Genomic DNA, 26763 nt, shown 5'->3' on the forward strand with positions numbered 1-26763 from the left:
TCAATCTAAATTAGAGAGAGATAAAAATGCCCGCTAAGCACGCACTCATCAGGTTAGCGAGTGTACCAGCAGCAACCGCTTTTAGGCCTAGACTTGCAACATCTTTACGGCGCTCAGGTGCCATCACGCCGATAGAGCCCAACTGAATCGCAATTGAGCCAATGTTCGCAAAACCACACAACGCAAAAGTGATAATAATTTGAGTATGCTCAGACAGTGTCGCTTTGTGCTGCACAAAATCGATAAACGCAACAAACTCATTCATCACCACTTTCTGACCAATGTATGAACCCGCAGCTAGGATTTCGTGGCTTGGCACACCAATCAACCATGCGAGAGGTGCAAACAAATAACCAAAAATCGCTTGTAGCGTTACGCCAGAGAAACCAAGTATCTCGCCCAAGTTTTCTAGCCCCGTGTTCACCATCGCGATAACACTCACGAAAGCGATAAGCATGGTACCAACAGCAACGGCAACTTTCATACCGCCCATGGCACCGCTTGCTAGCGCATCAATAACGTTACTTTCTTCTGATTTATCTAGCTCAATATTGTTGTAATCGCTTGGCGTTTGACGCTCAGGAACGATGATTTTTGCCATCATCAAACTACCTGGTGCTGCCATAAAGCTTGCCGCGATCAAGTATTTGAGGTCGACACCCAAACCAGCATAACCACCAAGCACACTGCCCGCCACTGAAGCCATACCACCAGCCATCACGGCAAACAGTTCAGAGCGAGTCATGTTAGAAAGAAATGGACGAATAAGAAGTGGTGACTCGCCTTGAGATAAGAAAATGTTCCCTGTTGCAACCAAAGACTCTGCTTTACTCGTACCCAAGAACTTCTGGATAGCGCCGCCAATAAATTGAATCACTTTTTGCATAATGCCCAAATAGTAAAGGGCGGAGATAAGAGCACTGAAGAAGATGATGATAGGAAGGACACGGATAGCGAAGATAAAGCCAGAAGAAGCGAGGTCACCAAAGAGGAATTTAATCCCTTCATCAGCAAAGCTGAGTAGCCCCGCGACACCATTACTTAAATTCGCCAGCGCCGCTTGACCCAACGGGAAATAGAGCACCAAAGCAGCAAACCCCATTTGTAGCATCAAGGCGCGAGATACAGTTTTCCAATTAATGGAAGAACGACCCTCAGAAAGTAGGAAAGCACAACCTAGCAGTGCAACAATACCAAATAGACTAAATAGAACACTCATGAGCTGGACCTACTAAACGTTGAAAAAGAAAAAAGAGCCAAAGGAATTGGCAGAAGAAAGGGACAACGCAGCGAGTGATAACTCACTTTTAGATCCAGAATGTAGACAGAACGAATAGTTCGACATCTTATTTTTACCTTATACAAGCAATTGAACGTAGCTGGTCCGGTCCGTGGGGTCATTCACTGCTGGCGAGCATGTTGCTTGGCCTGCTCCATGTGACGGCTTGTATGGGTAAGGGTCCTGAACAACTAAACCCTAATTCCCGCTTAAACGGGACGCAAGTATAGCCAACAAAAAGAGATATTCATCACATTTATTTACGCAAACGTTCAAGCGTTCAAAATTTAGGCAAAAGTACTCTTTTGTCGTCATACCATTAATAAAAGTAAGGGCATAAGGATAGGCGTTGATGGTAAAAAACATAAAAGTGACCAATAAATATGCAATCAAACTCGAAAGAGCCAAAATTCGTCATTTTGCTCTCGCCAACAGGTGGATTTTGGTTATAATTCGCGTTGCTTCTTTCGAGGCCTCTGAGTATTCAGAGCATCATGATGCCGAGATGGTGAAATTGGTAGACACGCTAGCATGAGGTGCTAGTGCCTTTGGTGTGAGGGTTCGAGTCCCTCTCTCGGCACCATTATCCTTCTTCCCTAATTTTGTTCGAGTGTAATGCAAAGTTCTAAGCAGGCAAGACAGTCTACAGATGCTAACCAACTTCTGAGTGAGCTTGCGGTTCACGCTTTATTACACCTGCACTTTAAAATTCACGCGTCCTCGCATGGCCTCTCCCTTAAAGAACGTAATGACTTACTTCAGAAATGGCTGAAACCAAAACTGAAGAGTAATCGCTATAAGCTGATTAAAAAGCCGTTAAAATCTTTGACTCAGCAGGCAAAAGGTGAGAACGGAAATCTGGAAGAATTACTCGAGCGCTGCGTCGGTGCAGACAAACCCAGAAATCCTCAACCCGATCTAGATAGCTACTTGCTGCTGATCAACGAGATTGAGAAGAAACTGGGGACTACCGTGTTATTATCGCGACCGGAAGACGTCGACTTATCTCACGACCAACACGGCTGTTTGCTGTGTGTGCTTTCTGAGAACTTAAATCAGCACTTCGATGATAATAACGCCCTAATCGCTCCTATTTCGATGCTGTTCCGCGGACCAATGAGTCAACGCTCACTTTTCCTTGGCAGCATTTACGCCAGTGGTACCTTCAATTATGAAGTGCAGTATCAAGACGACCAGTTCGTTCGCATCACATTAGAGTTAGCGTAACTGTAACGCTAAGAAATAAACGAATCGAAAAAGGCCGTGAAACTCGCGGCCTTTTGCTTATCTAGATTTAAACTTGAGTTAATCGATCTCTTTAAATCGAGCAGTAAAGTGGCGCAGCACTGGTGGCTCGTACTCGAAAGTGAGCCCTTTTAACTCATGTGCACGATTTTTCAGTTCGATAATCGCATCCGCAATGTAATCCATATGATCGTTTGTGTAGACACGACGTGGAATGGTCAAACGCATCAACTCAAGCTCTGACGCTTTTTGTTTACCCGTTTCCGGATCTCGACCAAGCAGCAACGATCCTATCTCTACTGCTCGAATACCCGCTTCCAAGTACAAAGCATTACACAATACCTGCGCAGGAAACTGATCCGCTGGAATATGTGGCAAAATCTTAGCGGCATCCACAAACACCGCATGACCACCCGTTGGGTATTGAATCGGAATACCGCCTTCACGTAAGCGCTCACCTAAGTATTGAACTTGGCTAATTCTATAGTGAAGAAAATCCTCATCCGCGGCTTCATACAAACCGCGAGCGAGCGCTTCCATATCACGCCCAGCCATGCCGCCGTATGTCACAAATCCTTCCATGGGTACGCAGCGCGTCTGCACCGCCTGGAACAACTCCTTATGATCACGAATACAACACATGCCACCAATGTTTACCATCGGGTCTTTCTTAGCTGACATGGTGAGCATATCACCGTACTGGTACATCTCACGGATGATTTCCAGAATCGATTTATTCTCGTAACCCGCTTCACGCTGCTTGATAAAGTAAGCGTTCTCACAGTAACGAGCCGAGTCAATCACCACTGGAATATCGTACTTGGTTGCAATCTCGTACACACTGCGCATGTTTTCCATCGACACAGGCTGACCACCGGAGCTATTACAAGTAATCGTGGTGATAATTGCACAGATGTTATGCGAACCGTGCGCTTCAATTGTTGCCACCAGCTTATCGATATCAAAATTGCCCTTCCAATCATAAGGCGTAGTGGTGTCGAATGCTTCTTCCGTTACCACGTTAATCGCTTTACCGCCATTGAGTTCAATGTGACCCGCTGTGGTATCAAAATGGTAGTTCGAGATAAATACTGGCGTTTCGCCACCACGCACCTGACGCATACGCTCAATCAAAGCGGGGAACAAAATTTGCTCGGCACCACGCCCTTGGTGTGCAGGCACGGTGAGCTTATAACCGAAGAAGTGCTCCACTGCATCACACAGGTTGTAGTAATTTCGACTCCCCGCATAGGATTCATCCCCCATCATGATGCCAGCCCACTGATTATCACTCATGGCACCAGTTCCTGAGTCAGTCAGCAAATCGATATAAACATCATCACTACGAAGAAGAAATGGATTATAGCCCGCTTCTTTTAACGCGACTTCACGGTCTGCCAAAGTCGTCATTTTGATTGGCTCAACCATTTTGATACGGAAAGGTTCTGGAATACGTTTCATTGTTAATTTCCTTATACGCATTGCCCTACGCAGTTTCACGTAAGACTAAAAAACAAATAGATAGAATGCTTTTCAATGCGATTGCATTGAGGAAATCAACGAGAAGAGATTTTACTAAGAAGAGACAAGCAGTAGTCTAGGTTATACCAGAACGACAGCACCAAACGGCTATCGAGAATATCCTTTATTCTCATCGTCTTCGTCCTCCTGATAAAAATAAAAAGTCAGAAACCCCATGTCTCTGACCTTTTCAATATAGTGCAGTTTTCAATCAATTTTCAGTGAGGTCACCCTCATTTTAAGAAGGTCTCGCCCTTTTCATTCTGCGTTTGATATTACTTTCTTTGACTAGGTAATCGAAAAGTGGCGCGAATAAGTTAGCAAATAGAATCGCTAACATGATGCCTTCTGGATAAGCCGGGTTCAGCACTCGGATAAAAATCGTCATCACGCCGATTAATAGTCCGTATGCCCATTTCCCGTTATTGGTAAAAGCTGCCGAGACAGGGTCTGTCGCCATAAAGAAGGTACCAAACGCAACCCCACCAATCACGAAGTGCCAGTAGAACGGCATGGAGAACATGGGGTTAGAGTCTGAACCGATCGCATTCAATAGTAATGAAGCTCCGATTAAACCGACCAACACGCCCGCAACAATTCTCCACGATGCAATCTTCATAAAGATGAGAACCAAGCCTGTTAGTGCGATCAACAACGTGGAGACTTCACCCATCGAGCCTGGTAAATTACCAACAAAAGCATCTCCCCATGAAATTGTTTGTCCTGTCATATTATTTATCAAAGCACTTTGCCCGCCTTCATACCATTGACTAAGTGGAGTAGCGCCAGAGTAACCATCAGCCGCGACCCACACAGCACCACCGGACATGTTGGCAGGATAGGCAAAGTATAAGAACGCTCGCCCTGCTAAAGCTGGATTTAGGAAGTTTCGTCCAGTACCACCGAAAATCTCCTTCGCCACAACAATACCGAAAGTGATACCTAAAGCCGCTTGCCATAGTGGAATTGTCGGGGGAAGGATCAGCGCAAAGAGTATAGAGCTGACAAAAAAACCTTCATTTACCTCATGCTTTCGCACAATAGCAAACAGAACTTCCCAGAAACCACCAACGATAAACACCGTCGCATAAACCGGGAGAAAGTAAGTAGCACCAAGCCACATTTTACTTCCCCACCCCGCTTGTGAAACCGCATCTAACGAGCCCCATACCCAACTCAGTTGCCATGAAGAAACAAGCGCTTGCTGAGCTGAGGCTTGATCCATTCCATACAACAAGGCATCACTCGCTTGCTGGCCTATGTTGTACATACCCCAGAACATGGCAGGGAAGACCGCCAGCCACACCATGATCATAATACGTTTTAAATCGATGCTATCTCGAACGTGAGTCATGCTCTGGTTTACCTTACCAGGCGTGTAAAAAATGGTTTCGACAGCTTCGAAAAGTGGGTAGAACTTGTGATACTTCCCACCTGGACCAAACTTAGGTGTCGCTTTCTCGAAGTAATGTTTAAGGCTCATAACGCTCCTCCTTTATCTAAAAGATGGTACGCACATGTGTAAAAAGCGATCGTTTTTTAATCTCTTCGTCTTCCTTCTTCGTATTTCACCTTGTTCGCCACTCTTCTGTCTCCTCTTTAAATCTGGCGAACAGTTTATCCAACGAAAAAGGGACCGCTCATGGACACACTCGCCATTGACCTAGCTAGATTCCAATTTGCCTTTACTGTCTCTTTCCACATTATTTTTCCAGCTTTTACGATTGGTTTGGCAAGTTATCTCGCTGTATTAGAGGGCTTGTACTTAAAAACGGGCAACAAACAGTACATGCAAATCTATAAGTACTGGCTCAAAATCTTTGCCATCAGTTTTGGTATGGGTGTGGTGAGTGGCATCGTGTTGAGCTATCAATTCGGTACTAACTGGAGCGTGTTTGCCGACAAAACAGGCCCGATCCTAGGCCCGCTAATGGGTTATGAAGTTTTTACTGCGTTTTTCCTCGAAGCGGGGTTTTTAGGCGTGATGCTTTTCGGTATGGATAAGGTGGGTAAGAAGCTTCACTTCACCGCGACTTGTATTGTTGCATTCGGGACGTTTTTGTCTGCGTTTTGGATACTTTCGGTTAATAGTTGGATGCAAACACCAGCGGGCTATAGTATCAACGAATCCGGACAGTTTGTCCCAGAAGACTGGTGGGCGATTGTCTTCAACCCTTCTTTTCCTTACCGGCTCGTTCATATGTTGCTCGCCGCTTACCTTACTACTGCCTTTGTTGTAGCTGGCGTTGCCGCTTATCACTTACTAAAAGCAAACCATAACCCTCTAGCCAGAATTATGTTCTCGATGGCAATGTGGATGGCTGCCATCGTGACACCAATTCAAATCGTTGCTGGAGACATGCATGGATTAAACACCCTTGAACATCAACCCGCCAAAGTCGCCGCGATGGAAGGGCACTATGAGTCTCACCAAGGCGCGCCATTGATCCTCTTCGGTATCCCTAACGATGAAGAAAAACGCATGGAATACGCACTGGAAATCCCCAAACTCGGTAGTTTGATTTTAACTCATGACCTCAACGGTGAAGTGAAGGGATTAGATGCTTTTCCAGAGGAGGAACACCCTCCTGTATCTATCGTTTTCTGGTCTTTCCGAGTAATGGTCGCGCTTGGTTTTGGCATGCTTGTTATTGGTTTGTGGAGCCTTTGGCTAAGAAAACGTCGCAAACTTTTTGATTCGAGGGCACTTCAACGTATTTGTGTGCTGTTTGCCCCAGCGGGGTTCATTGCAGTTTTAGCAGGCTGGATAACTACCGAAGTCGGTCGACAGCCTTACACCGTATACGGTCTTTTAACCACAGCCAATTCGGCATCGCCTATTGATGCCGCCGCGGTGAGCGTCTCCCTGACGGCGTTCATCGTGGTTTACTTTGTGGTTTTTGGAGCTGGCTTCTTCTATCTCCTACGTTTGATGCGCAAGTCTCCAACTCGATATGAAGAAGGTCTAGATAGCCGACTTCCTGATGGCACGAAAACCGATGCCATCACACATTCTAACCATCTAACCTAGGAGCTAACTCATGGATTACGCATTAATTTGGTACGCTTTGATTGGGCTCGCCGTTCTGATTTATGTCGTGTTAGATGGCTTTGATCTCGGTATTGGTATCCTATTTCTCAGCGCTAATGACGATGAAGAGCGCGACATGATGATGAACAGCATCGCTCCTGTTTGGGATGGGAATGAAACTTGGCTAGTTCTTGGCGGTGGTGGGCTTTTTGCCGTGTTCCCCCTCGCCTACGCGGTCATTATGCCAGCACTCTATGCTCCCCTGATTTTAATGCTGCTCGGGTTAATTCTGCGCGGGGTTTCTTTTGAGTATCGCTTCCGAACACAACGCGGAAAGTTTTTATGGGATAGCGCTTTTTTCATTGGTTCACTCACCGCGGCATTGATGCAAGGCATTATGCTCGGAACCCTGCTCCAAGGTATAGAGGTTAGTGAACGAGCATACGCAGGTGGATGGTTTGATTGGCTTTCACCATTTAGCGTATTTTGTGGCCTGGCGCTTGTTTGTGCTTATATTCTGCTCGGTTCATGCTGGTTATTAATCAAGCTTCCAGAAGAGCTGATGGGGCGCTATTACGTGGTCGCGCGACGATGGGGACTAGCGATGGTAGCCTGTATATTCATCGCCAGTTTGTGGCTGCCATTGAGCCAAAATATCGTATTTGAACGTTGGTTCTCATTACCAAACTCGCTACTGTTTTTCATTTTACCAATTATTGCTGCGGCACTTATTTGGCAGCTATTCAAAGCATTGCTCGACCACAAAGCCGTCCGAGCCTACGTTCTTGCGATCGGCCTGTTTCTTGTGTCCGCGATGGGTTTCGGTGTCAGTACATTCCCTTACTTGGTCCCATTCGCACTCACTTATCAAGACGTCGCCGCGCCAGACAAAAGTTTGGCATTTTTACTTGCCGGTGCGATGGTATTACTTCCTCTGATCATAGCCTACACGGCTTATTCGTACTGGGTTTTCCGCGGCAAGATGAAACGTGGAGAAGGATATCACTGATGAAACTAAAACCCATTTTGTGGTTCATTGGCATTTGGCTGGTAAGCGTGGTCGCCTTGTTTATCATCAGTTCGTTGATACGAACTGCGATATTGTAGGCCCAGAGTCTACTGCACCACATCTGAAGCCATTGAGGTCTATACTCAAACAAGAGTAAAACAACGGAGTGTTTTTATGACCTTAAAGCGGTTTCTGGTAACTTTGATTCCTTTGACGGTTCCACTGTTTTCACCAAATGCATTGGCCGTAGACAAGCAGATGTCATCCGCCATGAAAAGTAAAATGCGGTCTATTTGCTCCGCAACAGACGAGCAGGGTCATTGGCAACTTGCTGAAGCAACTCCTGACGCAAGACGCTCACTCAACATGGTGCTTTATCAAATGAATGCCGATGATAAATTGAAAGCAATTCATGAGGTGAGAACCAAAATGGTCGGCGGCACCCATTATGCGTTTGAGTTCGAGTTGCAAGATGGTCAAGTCTGGAATGCAATTGTATTGCACAGTGCCCGAGGCGATTACATGATAGAAAGACACGCAAAGAAAGGGGAACTCTGCCCTAAAGATGGCGACTCCTAATCCCCAGATTCAAATAAAACAAAGGCGACAGTTACGTCGCCTTTGTTTTATACCGTTTTCGCTTCTATCTTCTCATTCACTTTATCGCAAATGTACTCTCCAATAGGCATTGCAGATGTCGCTGCAGGAGAGGGGGCGTTGCAAACGTGTAAGCTTCTTGCGCTCTCGGCAAACAAGAAGTCATGAACCAAGGTTCCGTCGGATAACACTGCTTGCGCACGAATACCCGCAGGATATGGTTTGAGATCTTCTACCTTGATGCTTGGGCAATATTTGTTGACCAACTTGAGATAGCCCGGCTTCCACCACGAGTTCTTAAACTCAGCCAATCCGGTTTTTAGATGCTTTTGTGTCACCTTCCAAAAGCCGGAGAAACTGAGCATTTGCATGGTATCTTGCAAGCTGAAGTTAACCTTGTCATACCCTTCTCGCTTCCAGCCTTGCACCGCGTTTGGACCAACGGTCACACTGCCATCAATCATGCGAGTCAGGTGGACACCTAAGAATGGCAAATCAGGGTCGGGAATTGGGTAAATAAGATGATTCACCACTTGGTCGTGTTTGCTATCTAAGCGGTAGTATTCACCACGATAAGGGATAATTTGGAAATCGGTTGGAATACCCATCATCTTAGTCATACGATCCGCCATCAAGCCGCTGCAAGTGACCAAGAATTTGGCATTGAGCTGCATGGTTTGCCCGTCTGAAATGCAGGTCAATTGAACTTCTTCGTCTTTCTCTTCGGCAGCCACCACTTTGGTTCTCAGGCTGATTTGACCTCCGAGCTTTTTGAACTCTTCCGCCATCTGCTCAGTGACCAAACGATAGTCCACAATACTGGTGGTTTTGACATAAATCGCGCCCAAGCCTGTGATGTTTGGTTCAGCCAGTTTGAGTTGAACTTCATCGAGTAGCTTTACGTCGATGCCGTTGACATGGCAGCGCTCATAGAGGGCATTCATGCGTTCGACTTCTTGCTCATTAGTCGCAACCAACAACTTGCCACAGTTCTCCACCGGAATATCGTGCTCAGCACAGAACGAAATGGTTCGCTCTACCCCACGCTTACAAAAGTCGGCTTTTAAGCTGCCCGGAGCATAGTACACCCCAGCATGAATCACACCGCTATTGTGTCCGGTTTGGTGCTTGGCAAAACCGGACTCTTTCTCAACCAATAAAATGGATTTGTCTGGGTGACGTTGTTGCAGTTGCCATGCTGTCGATACGCCGACGATACCGCCACCGACAATAATGTAGTCATAGACTGATTTCATACGACCTCTTATAAAACCGATAGTTGAGATTGTTGCAATTTGAACTTGCGACCACTGTAAATGAACACCGCGACAAATACCGCGCAGCTTGCCACACGAACCAACATTGGGATGTCGTGCCAAACCAGCAATGTACCCACCACTACCAACAAGAGACGCGTTAGAATGTTTAGAGGACCTTCCAAGTAACCTTCAATCGCACCAATCAATGCATAGGTACCGATGATGGCAAAGAAGCCTACAGTAATCACTGACGTTACATCCCAACTTACTAAGCCTGTGTAAGCAATCAACAGCGGTACAAGATACAAACCTTTGGCGATTTTCCACGCCATCAAACCAGTGCGCATTGGGGGTGTTTTCGCGATAGTTGCCGCAGCGAATGCGGTCAAACACACTGGAGGCGTAACGTTACTGTCTTGCGATAACCAGAAAATGATGAGGTGAGCAGCCAGCAATGCCAAGCCTACCGCTTCCATACCCAGGCTTTGCTCCAGTAGAGTTTCCATAAAGTCCGCAGGTACTAGCGCCACCATTTCTTTCGCGGTTTCCAACGCCATTGGCGCATTAAGCAGTTCCAGCTTTTCTGGCGCCGCCAACATAAAGATGGCTTTTGCTTGTTCTGGCAATTGACCCGACACCATCAATTCAAGCAATTGGTTTTCCGCAATCAACTTGTAAAGCGCAGGGGCAGACAGTGTACCCAATACAATATACGCCGCTGTCACAGGTAAACCCATACCCAAAACAAGAGAAGCGAGTGCAATCAGAACGATCATGATGAACAAGTCACCATTCGCCCAACCATCGATCATCAATGAGAACGTGTTGCCGATACCCGTTGTGCTGATCACGTTGATCACCAAACCAATACCCACCAGCAATACGGCGGTTGTCGCCATGTTTTTCGCACCTTGTGAAAGTGCCTCGATGATCGCTTTTGGTCCCATCTTGTGATCTTTTGAGAACCAAGAAGCCACCACCACAGAAATGATCGACAAGCCAGCAGCGTAAGTTGGCGTAAAGCCTTGAACCAACAAAGTAACCAACACCGCCAGCGGGATAAGGTTGTGCCAACCGCTGATCAGCACTTTCAATAGAGATTCATCGCTGGTCGTGATTTTTTGAACGCCGCTGCGTTTGGCTTCGATACGCACAAAGAACGCAACAGATAAGAAATAAATAAGAGCAGGAATGAAAGAAACTGCGATGATATCGACATAAGGAATTTGCGTGTAAGACGCCATGATGAAAGCACCCGCCCCCATCACTGGTGGCATCAACTGACCACCTGTCGACGCTGCAGCTTCAACCCCCGCCGCAAAGCGCGAAGGAAAACCTGCTTTTTGCATTAAAGGAATACTGATAACACCAGTTGAAACCGTATTTGCCACACTAGATCCAGATACTGAGCCCATCAATCCCGAGCCAATCACTGCGATAAAACCGGGACCACCAATGATTTTGCCAGCCGCAGCACGTGCCACATTGATGATGTAATCACCGACACCAGAGCGCACAAGAAACGCACCAAACAGAATGAACATGAATACGAAAGTCCAACTGATGCGCGAAATAGAGCCAAACATGCCCTCAGAAGAATAGAAGCTACGGTAGAGCAAGGTTTCCATGCTCAAACCCGGGAAGTGGAAAATACCTGTCGCCCACTTACCCCAAAGCACAACGTAGCTTAAACACACCACAATCAGCACTGGAATAAACCAACCCATGGTGCGTCGGATCAGCTCAATCACAATCAGGATTGCCATGATGGCGAAGACCCAATCGCTGGTCACGAACTTCACACCGCGTTCATACAGCGCATCTTCGGCATAGGGAATGTAGAGCAAACACGCGACCGCGCCCATAGCAATTAACACATCGATGCCGAGTGCAATCTTACTCTGCTTAAGAGAGATATGAGCCGGATACCAAAGCGCACAAATCACCGCAAAGCCAGCAAAGTGGGTCGCGGAAATCCATAACTCTGGTAACGTCGATAAGGTATTAAACCAAATGTGCAAAGCAGACAACACCACGCCAAACACTGTAATTGTGGTGGTTACCCACGGAAAATCAGTGCGCGTGGGCAGCTCAAACTTCTGCAATTCCTTTTCTATTGAGTCGCTCATCTCATACTCCAAGCTCTGGCGGCTTTTTCCATCTTAGAAATCGGTAGGGATAAAATGCCCCGAGCCAAAACTCGGGGCGAAGTTGGCGTTATTTCGCCATTAAGTCTGATGGGATTTCGATGCCCATTTCTTTGTAGTAACGCGCCGCACCTGGGTGAAGAGGCACTGGCAAGCCAGCAATCGCTTTCTCAATCGCCATTGCTTTTGTTGCTTTGTGGATGCCTTGTAGGAAAGGCAGGTTCTCGTAAATTGCTTTGGTTAGCTGGTAAACGTCTTCTTCCGAGATATCTTCACGAACTGCCAAGAAGTTTGGCTGTGCAATGGTAGTGATCGGCTTATCTAGACCTGGATACGTGTTCGCAGGAATTTCGTACTTCGTCCATAGGTTGTAGTTGCCGTTCGCCTCTTTGATTTGCTCGTCAGTAAACGAAAGGATCGAAATGTCTTTACCCAACGCAGCAAAAGCTTGAGTGACCGCACCAACAGGTACACCCGCAGGCGTGTTCATGCCGTCAATGGTGCCGTTTTGAAGTGCGCTCGCACTGCCGCCGTAACCCATGTAAGCAAGATTGAATTTATCAGGGTCGACCTTCAGACCTTTCATGATTTGGCGACCCGAGTTCTCAGTACCAGAGTTCTTCTTACCGATAGAGAACTTCTTACCATCTAGGTTGTTCAGGTCAGTCACCGTGCCAGTTTTTGCTAAGTCAGAGCGAACAATAAAGTGCTCAACGTTTTGCCACAGCATAGAGACTGAACGCAGCTGCTCTTGGCGACCGCTTTTCTCATAAGGACCTTCGCCAGACCAAGCCCATGCACCGTAAAGACCTTGTAGAATCGCGAACTGTGCTTCGTTTTCGTTCAGCAGTTTGACGTTTTCACCAGAGCCCGCAGAGCTGATTGCAGAAAGGGAGAAGTGGTGCTTTGGTGCCAACTTCACTTTGCTTAACGTCGCCAACGCTACGCCCACAGGGTAGTAAGTACCACCTGTCGATGCCGTTGCAAGAATGTAGCTACGATCTTCTGCCGCAGCGTTAGCAGCAATACCAAAAGAAGTCACAGCGACAGCCAAAGCTTTTACCAGCTTATTCATTTTCATTATTACTCTCCGTGTAGTCGTTTCACGATTGGGGATTTACACCATGTTAAACCTTTATTAACAACACATTCCCTAGAGCAATTGAAATGCCAACTTTTAACCCTTTGTATTTATTGAACTAAGTACTGAAAGACATCAAAAATGAGCAAAATCATGCTGATTTGATAGCAAAGTAATGAGCAAGATCTTGCTCATTGAAGAGGAGAAGGTTGCACGCCTAGATCGCAAAAGGTTAATAAAATGTGATCAAGACAAAATAAATGCACGATTCACTAATAAGCAATATTTTGCCGATGCAATTTTGGATTGAATTGCAACTAATGAGAATCTTAACAATAAGAAGAAAAAGCGCATCATTCTAAACTGCTCAATTTATCAGCTGAGGTTTATAGCCTAAACGACTACAAATAGCACAAAAATACAGCAAAGAAAGCCATGTTACAAAAATGAAAAGTCATTTATTCTAATTTTTAATTTAAAAAGCAGCTCGATCTACCAGTTCAGAAATAAACATTGACCGTATCAACTTATTTTCTACTTCGGGGTTGTGCCAATGGCCCTATGTTCGTTAGGGTAACAACACGCCAAGGCAAACGTATTCCTTGGTATTTTTCGTCTTTAAGGATCACCCATGTCAGCAACTGCGCAATTACAATTCGCTTTAAAACGCCCATCTGGCGTTGCTGCTGCGATCCTCCTGCTCTCTCTGGAACTGATTCAGAGCTGACAGGCTATATCTAAACTTTCTGTCAGCTTGAGAAGAAGCTGACGGGAACACCACATACTCCCCCATTCCTTTCAGTTTCTTCCAAGCGAAACATAAGAGGAATAACAATGTTAAGCGCACGCAATATCGCCGCTTTGGGCTTCATGACTTTCGCCATGTACTTAGGCGCGGGTAACCTGATCTTCCCTCCATTTTTGGGTTACCAAGCAGGTGAAAACTTTCTGAGCGGGATGTCTGGCTTCCTCTTGACGGGTGTAGGTCTGCCTGCGATGGCACTGGTGATGGTGGCTATCGTAAACGGTTCAGACAAATTAACCGCCGCCCTACCTAAACCTTTGGCGACCAGTTTTTGGGTGATGGTATTTATTGTGATTGGCCCTGCGTTCGTAATCCCACGTGCGATTACCGTGGCTTACCAATTCAGCTTTGCGCCAATGTTTGGTGATGCAGCTTTGGTTCCTTTCACTATTGCCTTCTGTGCTATCACCATTTTGTTTGCGCTATATCCGGGTAAGTTGGTCGACAACCTAGGTAAGATCTTAACGCCTGCCTTGATGGGTATCTTGATCATAATGTCTGTGACTGCTTTGATTTCTCCTGCAGGTGAGCTAACTACCGCAACAGGACCATACGTATCTGGTGCATTTGCTGAAGGCTTAACCCAAGGCTACATGACCATGGATGCGCTAGGTTCTATCGGTTTTGGTTGGATCATCTTTCGCGCGATTCGCAGTATGGGTGTGGATTGTCCGAAAGCCACTGCAAAATACACACTAATTGCTGCTTTAATGTACGCGGTTGCCATGGCATTTGTTTACATCTCATTGGCTTATATTGGCTCGACAAGCTCATACTTGGGTTCTGAGTTCAGCAATGGTGGCGACATTTTAACGGCATTCACCTTCAGCCACTTCGGCGCATTTGGTTCACTATTACTAGGTGCCGTGATGGTATTGGCGTGTTTGACTACTGCTATCGGCGTAACCACCGCAGGCAGTGAGTTCTACGACAACACTTTCAGCAAAGTGAACTACAAAGGCTGCGTTATCACGACCATGGTATTGGCTGGTTTGATCGCCAACGTAGGTCTAGAGCAACTATTGGCTATCACATTACCAGCGGTTGTGGCGCTTCACCCAGTAGCGATTGCGTTGATGATCATGGCACCAGTGCGTAACAAGATGTCGCAAATCATGGTCGTCGCAACCGCGTTCACTGCTCTAATGTTTGGTTGTGTTGATGCGCTGCACATCCTAGGTTACATGCCAAGTTCCACTGATGAGTGGATGGGTAATTACATGCCTCTGTACAATGACTTTGCTAGCTGGATTGTGCCTAGCGTATTTATGATGATTGTTGGTCTGCTGTTTACGACGAAAACCAACCAAACCGAACAATTCGAGCTGGTGAATGAATAGCCGTTTAACATAAGACATCGCTCAATAAGTGCGTTACTATGTAGCTCGCTTATTGATATCAGGCAAAGGAGTTGCCTGAATGAAAGATTGATATGGGTCGCCTATGGATAATCAGTATCTAGACATCAGAACACTGAACTTTATCGTTATTCTGTTCTCTTGCATTTACTCTATTAGTCTGCTTTGTTATCAATACACTCAGGGTAGAGTCAAAGGCTTAAAAACCTTCTCGATATCACTACTGTTCATTGGTTTAGGCCCTTTTTTACTTGGCTTTAGGGGCTCTGCGCCAGACTGGCTGACCATCGTCATAGCCAACACTCTCATATTAGTCGGCTTCTTGCTTACGCTATATAGCGTAAGCATTTTTCGTCAATACCCTTTAAAATTGGCTCACTGTCTCACCTTGTTAACACCTGTTTTCAGTGGTTCATTTTACTATTTCACCTTCCATGATCCTTCTATCAAAAGCCGCATTATTTATCTGAGCATGTATATTTGTATCGTCACCTTCTTTAGTGGTGTCGCTATGCTTAAAGGTACCCAAAAGGACTTAAAGCTCCCTGTTAAAGCAATGGCTTACTCTTTCTTTGGATTTAGTTTTTTTATGGGATTTAGGGCGCTTTGGAGTACTTTTTCAGGTGAGTTACCAAGCTTTATGGTCGCAGGCCTTATCCATCAGCTGACTTTCTTATTTAGCATCTGCCTGATCGTTGCTTTGAGCTTTAGTATGCTGTGGTTAATTAACGGACGCTTGGTGCAATCCATTAATGATCTCTCTCATTTAGATGCACTCACAGGGCTATATAATCGTCGAGCCATGGAAGAAATCGTTCCAAACTTGGTTAGTAAAGCACATAAAAAAAGCCAAGCAATCAGCATTATTATGACTGATGTCGACAAGTTCAAAGCGATTAATGATCACTATGGTCACACGGTTGGCGACTCCGTCATGGCAACGATCTCCACTATTTTTAAAAAGCATCTTCCTGAGTCAGCCTGCATTGTGCGATTTGGTGGTGACGAGTTCATGATTGTTTTGCTCGAAAAAGCACAGCAAGCCAAAATTTTCGCAGAGCAAATTCGCCTTGCGGTCGAAACTGAAACCGCTTTGCAATCATTTAAAACTGAAGTGACCATGAGCTTTGGTATCAGTCAGTTATCTGAGGGGCAATCACTTCAAGAGGCGCTTGCTGAAGCAGACGAAGCGCTATATAGCTCTAAACATACTGGAAGGAACCTCGTTACCTTGTTTGGAGAAGGGAAAGACCTAAATTATAAGTTTGTCCCAGCTCCAGCCAAAAGCGCATAACGTGTTTGTTATGCCAGTAATTTCGAATTAGCTAGAAATCGCACTAAGTATAGTCGGAGCGATTCAAACCAAACTTCTGCATCTTTTGGTTAAGGGTTCGACGTGGTAAATCCAACTCCTGCATCACCTCATTGATGCGTCCATGATGCCTGACTAAAGAATCATGTAGCACCTTACGTTCAAAGTTATGTAGCTGAATCGCCAACGGCACGCCCGCATGCGTCTCTTCAGTTGTTGAGGATGGTCGACTGGAGAGAATTTCCATCACGGAGACGGTTTCATCCAATGCAAAACGCATCGCGACATTCCTTAGCTCACGCACGTTACCGGGCCAAGCGTAAGCAAGAATGGCTTTTCTATCAGCTTCACTCAGTGGACGACTCTCAGGGTTACTTTTCAGAGCAAAGTGTTCGAACAAGATCAACGCGTCTTCTTCTCGCTCACGTAGCGGTGGCAAATAGATCTGCGCCACATTAAGACGATAGTACAAATCCTGACGAAACTCGTCATGATCATTGAGATCTTCTTTCGCGGCGGCGATCACTCTCAAATCAACCGAGATCTGCTGATTACCCCCAACACGCTCAACCGTATGTTCCTGCAATGAACGCAACACTTTCACCTGCATAGACAGCGGCATACTCTCGATTTCATCAAAGAATAAAGTGCCTTTATCCGCGTATTCCAACTTACCAATGCGCTTTTTACCCGCTCCGGTAAATGCCCCTGCTTCATGCCCAAACAGCTCACTTTCAAACAGGTTCTCAGGAATAGCGCCACAGTTGATTGGCACAAAATGATAGGATCTGCGTTGGCTTTCATTATGCAAACTGGTCGCCACCAGCTCTTTACCACAACCTGTTTCGCCGTAAATGATCACGTTAGTATCAATGCGTGCTAACTTGGCTACTTGTTCTCTAAGCTGTTGCATCACTCGGCTTCGGCCAATCAGCATTTCTTCTAAGCCGCTAACGCTAGATAGATACTCTTGGCGATCTTGAGTAGACGTTTGTGCGCGATAACTCTCGACCGCATCGGTCACTCGCTGGGATAGGCGCTCAGGTTGGAAAGGTTTCTCGATAAAATCAAACGCACCGTTTTGCAACGCCCCAACTGCCATATCGACATCACCATGTCCGGTGATCAAGATAACCGGCGTTGGAATGTGATTGGCAATCAGGCTTTCTAGGATCGACAAGCCGTCGGTGTCCGGCAGGCGAACATCACTGACAATCGCATCAAATTCTTGGCTAAGAATGGCGGCTTTGCCCTCCTCCCCCAAACTAAACGCGGTCACGTCGAACCCCGCGAGTTGCAGCCACTGACTGGTAGCCTGACGAACAATGTCATCGTCTTCGATAAGTGCAATTTTAGGGATGTCGTCAAAAGCCATGAGTTACTGCCTGCTTTATGGGGTGGGAAAGAAATCGATCTTTATTAACGGTAGCAAAAACCACTGAGGAGAAAAGGAGCTAGATCTCACTTCTTGCTTACAAGTCTTTAACATCCAACCAGTTAGGCGCACTCTTTAATGACTGTTGGTGAGAACGCACTAGCTGAATGGAGTCGGTATGCAGCGCAAAAGGAATGGCAAAACATGGCTTGTGGTCGCAATTGCGGCAGTGCTGATGTTGTCTTGCTATAGCGCCAGCAGAGAGGTTGCCCGTCAGTGGTTGAGTGTACAAACTCAAACCGAAGCTCAACAAAAACTACTCGACTATATTGGTGAAGTTCGCCGTGCACTCAAACGCTTCTACCACTTACCTTACCTCGTCACCAATAACCCAGAAACCATCGCGTTTGTGAAAGGAAACCGGACTTATTACGAGCCATTGCAAACCCAACTGACTCAGCTAGATAAAGCCGCCAATACGGAAGGTTGGCTAATCCTGTCTAACTCTGGCGAAGTATTGGTATCGAGTTTGATCGAAAAGCGCTTTAGCCTGTCTGACCGAAAAGCCATTGTGGAACAAATTCACAATCAAGGAGGCGGTGTTTCCTTGGTGAACAAAACCAAAGGTTCGAGCCCGTTGTATTATCTTGCAGCCCCTATCTACGACGGTCTGGATATCGCAGGCATTGTAGTGGTGCAAATCAACCTCAGCTTATTGACCGAACAGACTATTACTAGCCAAGACATCATTACGTTGCAAAATCGCCAGCAACGCTTTTTCCTATCGAGCAGCTCGCTCTATAACGCTGACTGGTTTAACGAACCGAGCAACACCGTTCAGTTAGAAACGCAGCGCTTATACGACAACACCAATATCAGTGTGTGGACGCTCAATCAGCAACGCTATTTTGCGCACACCGTAAAATTGGATGATTTGAATTGGTACGTAAGCTACCTCACCCCTTCTAAGCCGATTCAGCAAACCATCAACGTAATTGGTTGGAGCGTAGCAGCGCTACTCTTATTGGTTATATTACTCGTCATCATTGGTCTACAACGTCGCCAAAAGCACATCAATCAACAGCGAATTCAAGCCCTGTTGGAAGAGTCTCAACGCCGCTTGAAACAGATGATCAATAAAACCCACGTTGGTTTGCTATTGATTGATGAACAAGGACAACTGTTCGATCTCAACCCAATGGCGAAGCGTTTGTTCTGTTTACCAGAAAGCGTCAATCGACACGCTTTTGCTTGGGAGTTATTCGATGCAGGCAATCCTAATTCCACCACACTTAAGTTGCTCAAGGACTTACCTAAACATAAAGAGCTCGCAGAGATCAGCACGGTCGAAACCATTGCCAGACGCAGTGACGGAAGCGTCTTCCCTGTCCTGTTCTCGCTAACCAGTTTCCCTTGGCATGGCGAGCAGTATTTCCTTGCGACGATCATAGACATCAGTAAGCGGAAAAAAGCCGAGCAATCGCTGCAACAGGTCAACCAAGAACTGGCGCAACGGGTAGAAGAGCGTACTCAAGCGCTAAAAGAAGCGCAAAACCAATTAATTGAATCGAGCAAAATGGCCGCCTTGGGTCGCATGTCGAGCGCGATTACTCATGAGCTCAATCAGCCACTGACGGGCTTACGTACCTTGCTCACAACAAACGAACTGTTAGCAGAACGTGGCGAAACCGAGATGATGAAAGCCAACAACGTATTGGTGCAGAAACTGATTGATCGCATGGCAAGCATGACCAGCCAGTTAAAGACGTTCGCCTATAACAAACCAGAAAGCCTACAAGCGATTTCTCTTACCTCCGCACTCGAAGAGACCTTGCGCGTCTATCAATCCCAATTAGATAAGGTGGATGTGCGTGTTCGGGTTCCTCATGACTTACCTAACATCATGGGTGAAGAACAACGACTGCTTCAGGTGCTCGGTAATCTTGTCTCGAATGCGCTAGACGCAATGAACAACACCACCAACCCGCAGCTCAACTTGATCGTCAATCCAACTGTTAATCAGGTCGAACTGATCGTCAGTGACAATGGCTGCGGCGTGTCAGATGAGATGCTTGAGTCCATGTTCGAACCCTTCCAAACCTCAAAGAAAATTGGTGAAGGATTGGGGCTGGGTTTAGCGATTACGGCCAACAATATGCGTGATATGCAAGGGAAAGTCAGCGCACAGCTCAACACTACTGAAGGAATGTCCTTCATCTTAGTATTTAAACTCGCTCCTCACCGAAGCTGACCCAACTTCTCCCATCTCTCAATCCTTTTCTCTCAATAAGAGAGCAATATAAATCCTGTTCAACTTTATAAAGCGAGTTGCCTAACCTACGCTTAACTTGATGAATCGCCACATACCATTCATCAGAACAATTTTTGGTGGTTGACACCAGTTTTAGCTCCCACCGTCTAATTTAATGATAAGTAATTATTTAAAAGTAAGAATGGATGCGTTATGAGAAAAATAACTTTAGCTGCAACAGGAGCGCTTTTTATATTATCACCTCACGCTTTTTCTGCACCTTACGCTGCCGACGCTCGAAGTCATGGTATGGGAAATACAGGCGTCGTTTCTGCTGACTATTTGACCGCGCCCCTACATAACCCAGCCTTGGGTGCCCTATATCGAGAAAATGATGATATCGGTCTGCTCATTCCGGCTGTCGGGGTCAATATCCACGACGAGGATGAAGCGTTGTCAGCCGTAGATGACGCCCAAGACCTTTATGATAGTATTCAGGGCATTCCTACTCCAGCGAACGAGGCCGAGCTTAATCGCCTCCTCGATCAGTTGGATAAGAGCGTCCCAGTTGTCATTAACGGAGGGCTAAGCCTCGCAATTGCTATTCCGACGCGCTACATGTCTGTAAACCTGTTTAGCACTGGTTATGTGGAGATACTTGCTGCACCCGATATCTCAGATTCAACAAACACCGCAGATCGATACCTCAATTCTGCCGTTAACCTAACTGCTTTCGGTAATGTGGAATATGGTATTGCTCTATCTCGTGCTTACACTATAGGCGAACAACAATTCGCATTTGGTATTACACCAAAATACCAACAACTTAAAACCTACACACAACGTACAACACTAGACGACTTTGATATCGAGGATTACGACAAAAGTGAAGTATCAAAGAATACTTTCAATATGGATCTTGGGGTCGCTTGGTATCACAACGCATTTAGAGCAGGCCTTTCATTAAAAGACGTCTTCGAGCAAGATATTGAAACAAAACTGGGCAACTATACCTACGAACTCACACCACAAGCGACAGTTGGCATCGGTTATGTCGGGAACTATGTAGCTCTGAGCTTAGACGCCGATCTCACCAAACAAAAGCGCTTTAAAGAGCTCGACGATGACACTCAGTTTATTCGTGTCGGTATCGAGGGGAATGCTTGGGGGTGGGCACAACTTCGCGCTGGTTATGAAATTGACCTAGAAAATAATCTCGATAACTCAGTGACAGGTGGCATTGGCATCAGTCCTTTTGATGTGATCAGTTTAGACCTCGCTGGCTCTTACGCTGGCGATAACCAGTTTGGCGCGGCGGCGAATTTAGCATTTACGTTTTGAATATGAATGCCAATCTAAATTCACTTAGGTTGGCATTGTTAACAACCATCCTATATATCAATGTTTATCATTACTGACGTTTGGTGATGAACTGATAAAAATACGATCTCGATACAAGTATCGAGGTGTCTCCTACACTATTCTCAAGCAATAAATCCACAAACATTTCCTAAATATAAAGAGTGAGAAACATGATTAAGTTTCCTGAACATTTTCTTTGGGGTGGTGCCATTGCTGCAAACCAAGTAGAAGGGGCGTACAACCTTGGGGGTAAAGGGTTATCGACATCAGACATGCTGCCAAACGGTATTTTGAGTCCGCATCAAACCCGTGAAGAGCGTACACCGGGTATCAAAGACGTGGCGATCGACTTCTACAATCGCTACCCAGAAGACATCGCGCTGTTCAAAGAGATGGGCTTTAACTGTCTGCGCCTATCTTTAGCTTGGAGCCGCATCTTCCCGAACGGGGACGAGTTAGAACCGAACGAAGAAGGTTTGGCGTTCTACGATAAAATTTTTGACGAACTTGCCGAGCACAACATCCAACCTTTCGTGACCTTATCTCACTACGAAATGCCTTACGCACTGGTTGAAAACTATGGCGGTTGGGGCGATCGTCGCGTCATCGAATTCTTCGAACGTTATGCTCGCACAGTGCTGGAACGCTACAAAGACAAAGTGAAGCTGTGGTTAACGTTCAACGAAATCAACATGTCTCTACACGCACCATTTACTGGTGTTGGTTTGCAAGAAGACGCCAATGAACAAGAGATTTACCAAGCGATTCACCACCAGCTAGTCGCAAACGCAAAAGCGGTAAAACTGTGTCAGAAAATCGTACCAAACGGCAAGATTGGTAACATGCTGCTTGGCGCAATCAACTACCCATACACCTGTAACCCTGATGACGTGCTTGCTGCCATGCATGAAAACAACAAGTGGTTGTTCTTCGGTGATGTGCAAACACGTGGTCAGTACCCTGGCTACATGAAGCGTTACTTCCGTGAAAACGGCATCGAAATTCAGATGGAAGCAGGCGACTTAGAAGAAATTGCATCGGCAAGTGTCGATTTCATCTCATTCAGCTACTACGCAAGTGGCTGTGCAAGTGCGGATCCGAAACAGAAGGAAGTGGGTAACATTGTCGATAGCGTACCAAACCCATACCTTGAAAAGAGCCAGTGGGGTTGGTTGATCGATCCAAAAGGCCTGCGCATTCTGCTGAACTTCCTTCACGATCGCTACCAAAAACCACTGTTTGTCGTAGAAAACGGCTTAGGTGCACGTGATGAAATCGATGAAAACGGTGAGATTCAAGATGATTACCGCATCGCTTACTTGAACGACCACCTTGTGCAAGCACACGAAGCGATTCTGGATGGCGTTGAGTTGATGGGCTTTACCAGCTGGGGGCCAATCGATTTGGTCGCGAATTCAACCGCTGAGATGAGCAAACGTTACGGCTTTATCTATGTCGATCGTCATGATGATGGGCAAGGAACGCTAGAACGTAAACGTAAGAAAAGCTTTTTCTGGTATCAAGACGTGATTCGTACTTCAGGCGGTTCATTGAAAAGCTAAGCCTGTTGTCTAGGTACAAAGTGCAACTAGGCATTCGCCTAAACCATCAAGCCCTGCAATTGCAGGGCTTGAATTTTAAGGTGTTTATTCATTTAGAGATTAAACTGCAATCTCTCCACCGTCTTCACGGCGAATAACCACTGTCGCCGCTCGTGGGCGCACAGAAACACCAGCAGGCGTTTCTTCGGCTGCATCTTCACTGTATGGCCAGTTACCTGGGTGCTGAATATTCACAAACAATGATTTGTAATCAGGGCTGATGGTAAAGCCTGTTACTTCACAACCATTTGGTCCGACAAAGAAGCGTTTCAATTCAGCTTGATTATCCGCACCAATCACAGCTTGATCACCATTCTCATCTGTTAGCTTAGATGGAACAACAGCCAACATTTGATCATTGGTGTAAGACGTGACTTCATCTGCGCCGTTATCAGTCTGAATCCACAAAATACCACGGCCATCAAACGCTAATCCGTCTGGGCTCGCAAACTGGTTTAGCTCATTCAAGCCAGAACGGTTGGTATCTGCATCACCATTTGCTGGCGAACCGAAGACAAAGATATCCCAAGTAAAGTCAGTTGCTGAAGCACCTTCATCCCAACGAATAACATGACCAAACTTGTTATTCAAACGTGGATTCGCAGGATTGGTTTCATCTGTACGGCGCGTATTGTTCGTCAATGTTAAATATACTGAACCCGTGAATGGATCAACCGTACACCACTCTGGTCGATCCATTGGTGTTGCCCCAACTAAATCCGCCGCGCCAGCAGTATTGATGATAATTTCAGCCAGTGAGTTAAAGTGCTCCGCTAACGTACCACCAGCGGTTGTTACGCTATCAAGCGTTAATGGTAACCAAGTACCTGTGCTGTCTTCATTGAAGCGCGCCACATACAGTGTGCCTTCGTCCATGTACTTGTCACCCATCGCCAAGCGATTATCAGGGTTAGCATCTGCTGGATCCCACGCTGCCGCAGATTCAAATTTGTATAGGTATTCAAAGCGAGAATCGTGACCAGAATAAAATACCACTGGTTTGCCTTCTTCAAGCTTACCGAAAGTACAGCCCTCGTGACGGAAACGACCTAGCGCAGTACGTTTCTTCGCACGTGAGTTTTGCGTGTAAGGGTCAATCTCGACAATGTAACCGTGACCATTGGCTTCATTACGGTAATCATCCATCGCACTTGCTCCTGTTGGAGCCACATTAAAGCGAGAGAACTCATCAAGACGCTCTTCTGCATTTCCTGCTAATGTCTCCCACAAGTAGCGTGTACTTTGATCATCGACACCAATGCGATCTTGCTCTTCTGTACGAGTCCCGGCATTAACAAAGTAACCTGGCCAGTTCTCTTCACACGTTAAGTACGTGCCCCACGGCGTGTAGCCGTTGCCACAGTTGTTTAACGTACCACGCGCTTGGCTGCCATCTGGTGAGAAACGAGTGACAGTTAAAGATGTGTGGGCCACCGGGCCAGACAAATCCATGACTGTCGCACCAGTATAACGACGGTTTAGTGGATCGGTATCAACCAACTTCCACATGTTGTCTTCCAGTTGAATGCGAACCACTGACACACCGTGCGCGTTAATCTCTTTACGCACTTCATCTACAATGGTACGTACGCCATTTTCAACCGTCGGACCGTTTGGATGCAGTGCTGATGTGTCGATGTACTCGTGGTTAATACATAGCAAGCCATCTGTAGTGCTATCGTTCAATGGGAAAAAATGCATGCCGTCATGGTGCATGCCTAGCGCATTTAACTGATCGGTACTGGTGTTGGTACCATCATTTTGCCATGCGCTGCCTTGTGCATTAAGTGGTGTTCCCCAAGGTACTAGTACTTGTGCGGTGTAGCCTTGTGGAATTGAAACTGCGTCAGTGAGTGAGCCAGGGATAGATTCAAAGTTAAGAACGGCTTTAGATGCGCCCGAACCACTGCTTACTGTACTCCCTGAGTCAGACGAGTTACAACCAGCCAATCCGAAAGCACCAAACGCTGTCATCGCACTGATACCTAAACCACCTTTCAGAATGCTGCGTCGAGATAGGCTCGCTTCTAATACTTCTTCAAATGGTTTGTTTTCACTTTGGTTATAACGCGTCGCGTCAAAGGTTTCCTTGCTCATTTTTACTTTCCCGATCTTATAGTTTAATTAATAAATAAGTGATTAGTTGAACGGCAAGAAGTTTGGATAAGAAAAATGACAAAAGTGCTTAAAACATATGAAACTTGTGTTTCAACAATACTGCAAACCAACCAGCACAGCTAACGAAGCAATTAAATTCTGGTCACATAATCACCAACTGTATCGCTTCATTCTGATTTTACTTGGGCTAAAGTGTGATAGAAGGTATAAGGTGTACGAAATCAAATCATCTACGAGAGATAATCATGAAATTAGACAAGATCGATAACAAGAGCCGTCGTATCCGTAAAAAGCTGTTCTTAGGTGAGTTCGCAATCCTAGGTTTCGAGATCAGCTGTGAAACAGACATTAACGACTTCGACCGTTACGATGCATTCGTTGATGACTTTATCGACTACATTGACGAGCTTGGTCTTTGCTTCGGTGGCGGTGGTCTAGAACTGTTTGAAGGCTTCCTATGTTCTACTGACCGTTACGGCAGTGCGACTGAAGAACAGAAAGCGCAAGTTATCAAATGGTTAGAAGCACGCCCAGAAGTGAAAAGCGCGCAAGCGGGCGAACTAGTTGACGCCAACTACCTGTAACTAAAGGGCAACCTGTAATACGCAGAGCTCAGTAAATGGTAGAGAAAGCTGGTCTTAAGACTGGCTTTTTTATTTTTGGAAGAATGCGATATTAAAAATAGGGAGCTTGGGAAGTTGCGCGGAGTGATTGTGGCGTTTTTGAGCTGGCAATCAACGGGAAACTGCGTTCCACAGCCAGCTCGTGCCTTTAGGTATAATTAACTATGATTTTTTAGCTGGGGCGTCTTTCGTGTCTTTCCAGTATTGAATACGCACACGATGTAGCTGAGCTCTTCTAGTCTTTTTCATAGTAAAGTCCCTCATCTTATATAAGTAACGCTCCTCATGGAGCTTATTGTCTAAGGTCGTATCCCCTTCAATCTATAAGGGAATCAATCATTTAACCGTGACCAATTTCACAACATAATGATAATTACCGGTTTCTTGCAGCCTGTTTTTACTGGCAAACGGCATATTATCTATCTGACACGGTTAACTTACTCACCAGATATGACAGAAAAATGGCAATCAAGTTCCCTACTTATACTGTCATTGAATCTTAATAAGGATTAACAAGGTGGGCATTTCAGATTTACCATACTGTTTATAAAAACCGCAAGAATTTTTATTTCTTTTCAAACAAATCTCTACTCAAGATCAATTCACTTTCATCTTTATCGTCTCCCTTTTAACGCATTGTGATCCAGTTCAATCCACAGAACTCGGAACAAAAAGCGCACATTAATACATTCACCACCAAACTTGTGCGAGATCTCTTACAAGAGTTGTAAGCAAATAGATTAATCACCTCTAAGAGCAATGCCAGAAAAAACATTAAATATATGATTT

The 26763-nt window shown here is 45.8% G+C and carries 19 protein-coding genes and 1 tRNA gene; 12 read left to right on the top strand and 8 right to left on the bottom strand.

Going from position 1 to position 26763, the window contains the following annotated elements:
- Positions 1-10 precede the first annotated feature (10 nt).
- On the bottom strand, positions 11-1219 hold the full coding sequence (locus R7D93_RS10820; protein WP_225496530.1) for a NupC/NupG family nucleoside CNT transporter: 1209 nt from the start codon (positions 1217-1219) through the stop codon (positions 11-13).
- Positions 1220-1631: 412 nt separating this feature from the next.
- Between R7D93_RS10820 and R7D93_RS10825 the strand changes: the two genes are divergently transcribed.
- From R7D93_RS10825 to R7D93_RS10835, 3 genes are all read left to right on the top strand, one after another.
- Complete coding sequence (locus R7D93_RS10825) at positions 1632-1814, top strand: hypothetical protein (RefSeq protein ID WP_021035910.1); 183 nt, start codon at positions 1632-1634, stop codon at positions 1812-1814.
- Positions 1779-1862: transfer RNA gene (locus R7D93_RS10830), tRNA-Leu, on the top strand. Before R7D93_RS10825 ends, R7D93_RS10830 begins: the two co-directional genes overlap by 36 nt.
- Before the next feature lie 32 nt (positions 1863-1894).
- Complete coding sequence (locus R7D93_RS10835) at positions 1895-2506, top strand: DUF2913 family protein (protein ID WP_005384170.1); 612 nt, start codon at positions 1895-1897, stop codon at positions 2504-2506.
- Positions 2507-2584: 78 nt separating this feature from the next.
- Here R7D93_RS10835 and R7D93_RS10840 read toward each other — a convergent pair whose 3' ends face one another.
- Together R7D93_RS10840 and R7D93_RS10845 are read right to left on the bottom strand one after the other, a co-directional pair.
- Positions 2585-3985 (bottom strand): tryptophanase, encoded by a 1401-nt coding sequence (locus R7D93_RS10840; protein ID WP_005384172.1) that lies wholly within the window; start codon positions 3983-3985, stop codon positions 2585-2587.
- A gap of 298 nt (positions 3986-4283) precedes the next feature.
- Complete coding sequence (locus R7D93_RS10845) at positions 4284-5528, bottom strand: NADH:ubiquinone reductase (Na(+)-transporting) subunit B (RefSeq protein WP_225496532.1); 1245 nt, start codon at positions 5526-5528, stop codon at positions 4284-4286.
- 159 nt (positions 5529-5687) lie between these two features.
- On the opposite strand from R7D93_RS10845, the gene R7D93_RS10850 reads away from it, so the two are divergent.
- The 3 genes from R7D93_RS10850 (at position 5688) to R7D93_RS10860 (ending at position 8664) form a co-directional block, all read left to right on the top strand.
- Complete coding sequence (locus R7D93_RS10850) at positions 5688-7076, top strand: cytochrome ubiquinol oxidase subunit I (RefSeq protein ID WP_225496534.1); 1389 nt, start codon at positions 5688-5690, stop codon at positions 7074-7076.
- A 10-nt stretch (positions 7077-7086) separates the two neighbouring features.
- Positions 7087-8085: a cytochrome d ubiquinol oxidase subunit II gene (gene cydB, locus R7D93_RS10855; RefSeq protein WP_053349384.1), complete on the top strand. Its 999-nt coding sequence runs from the start codon at positions 7087-7089 to the stop codon at positions 8083-8085.
- A 174-nt stretch (positions 8086-8259) separates the two neighbouring features.
- Positions 8260-8664, top strand: coding sequence for a hypothetical protein (locus tag R7D93_RS10860; protein WP_047102827.1), 405 nt, complete (start codon positions 8260-8262; stop codon positions 8662-8664).
- A 47-nt stretch (positions 8665-8711) separates the two neighbouring features.
- Here R7D93_RS10860 and lhgO read toward each other — a convergent pair whose 3' ends face one another.
- From lhgO to R7D93_RS10875, 3 genes are all read right to left on the bottom strand, one after another.
- Positions 8712-9938, bottom strand: a complete 1227-nt coding sequence (lhgO, locus tag R7D93_RS10865; RefSeq protein ID WP_054576188.1) for an L-2-hydroxyglutarate oxidase — start codon at positions 9936-9938, stop codon at positions 8712-8714.
- Positions 9939-9946: 8 nt separating this feature from the next.
- Complete coding sequence (locus tag R7D93_RS10870; protein WP_009705104.1) at positions 9947-12070, bottom strand: TRAP transporter permease; 2124 nt, start codon at positions 12068-12070, stop codon at positions 9947-9949.
- An 88-nt stretch (positions 12071-12158) separates the two neighbouring features.
- Positions 12159-13169, bottom strand: coding sequence for a TAXI family TRAP transporter solute-binding subunit (locus tag R7D93_RS10875; RefSeq protein WP_005374185.1), 1011 nt, complete (start codon positions 13167-13169; stop codon positions 12159-12161).
- A gap of 834 nt (positions 13170-14003) precedes the next feature.
- Here R7D93_RS10875 and brnQ point away from each other — a divergent pair.
- Together brnQ and R7D93_RS10885 are read left to right on the top strand one after the other, a co-directional pair.
- The gene (gene brnQ, locus R7D93_RS10880) at positions 14004-15314 is read left to right on the top strand and encodes a branched-chain amino acid transport system II carrier protein (RefSeq protein WP_213867532.1); all 1311 of its coding nucleotides are present in this window, start codon (positions 14004-14006) and stop codon (positions 15312-15314) included.
- A 103-nt stretch (positions 15315-15417) separates the two neighbouring features.
- Positions 15418-16626 (top strand): GGDEF domain-containing protein, encoded by a 1209-nt coding sequence (locus R7D93_RS10885; RefSeq protein ID WP_154204156.1) that lies wholly within the window; start codon positions 15418-15420, stop codon positions 16624-16626.
- A gap of 43 nt (positions 16627-16669) precedes the next feature.
- On the opposite strand, the gene R7D93_RS10890 is transcribed toward R7D93_RS10885, so the two are convergent.
- Entirely contained in the window at positions 16670-18019 is a 1350-nt protein-coding gene (locus tag R7D93_RS10890) for a sigma-54-dependent transcriptional regulator (RefSeq protein ID WP_005384179.1), read from the bottom strand.
- A gap of 178 nt (positions 18020-18197) precedes the next feature.
- Here R7D93_RS10890 and R7D93_RS10895 point away from each other — a divergent pair, with 178 nt between their 5' ends.
- The 3 genes from R7D93_RS10895 (at position 18198) to R7D93_RS10905 (ending at position 23194) form a co-directional block, all read left to right on the top strand.
- A complete protein-coding gene (locus R7D93_RS10895) occupies positions 18198-20270 on the top strand; it encodes a sensor histidine kinase (protein WP_225496536.1) in 2073 nt (690 codons plus the stop codon).
- A 213-nt stretch (positions 20271-20483) separates the two neighbouring features.
- Complete coding sequence (locus R7D93_RS10900) at positions 20484-21611, top strand: conjugal transfer protein TraF (RefSeq protein WP_213867530.1); 1128 nt, start codon at positions 20484-20486, stop codon at positions 21609-21611.
- Between the two features lie 191 nt (positions 21612-21802).
- Entirely contained in the window at positions 21803-23194 is a 1392-nt protein-coding gene (locus R7D93_RS10905; RefSeq protein ID WP_225496538.1) for a glycoside hydrolase family 1 protein, read from the top strand.
- Positions 23195-23293: 99 nt separating this feature from the next.
- On the opposite strand, the gene R7D93_RS10910 is transcribed toward R7D93_RS10905, so the two are convergent.
- Positions 23294-25330 (bottom strand): PhoX family protein, encoded by a 2037-nt coding sequence (locus tag R7D93_RS10910; RefSeq protein ID WP_085344217.1) that lies wholly within the window; start codon positions 25328-25330, stop codon positions 23294-23296.
- Between the two features lie 266 nt (positions 25331-25596).
- On the opposite strand from R7D93_RS10910, the gene R7D93_RS10915 reads away from it, so the two are divergent.
- Positions 25597-25935 (top strand): YggL family protein, encoded by a 339-nt coding sequence (locus R7D93_RS10915; protein WP_005374208.1) that lies wholly within the window; start codon positions 25597-25599, stop codon positions 25933-25935.
- Positions 25936-26763 lie beyond the last annotated feature (828 nt).

The sequence above is a fragment of the Vibrio sp. YT-15 genome, assembly GCF_033337445.1.
Lineage (GTDB): Bacteria > Pseudomonadota > Gammaproteobacteria > Enterobacterales > Vibrionaceae > Vibrio > Vibrio alginolyticus.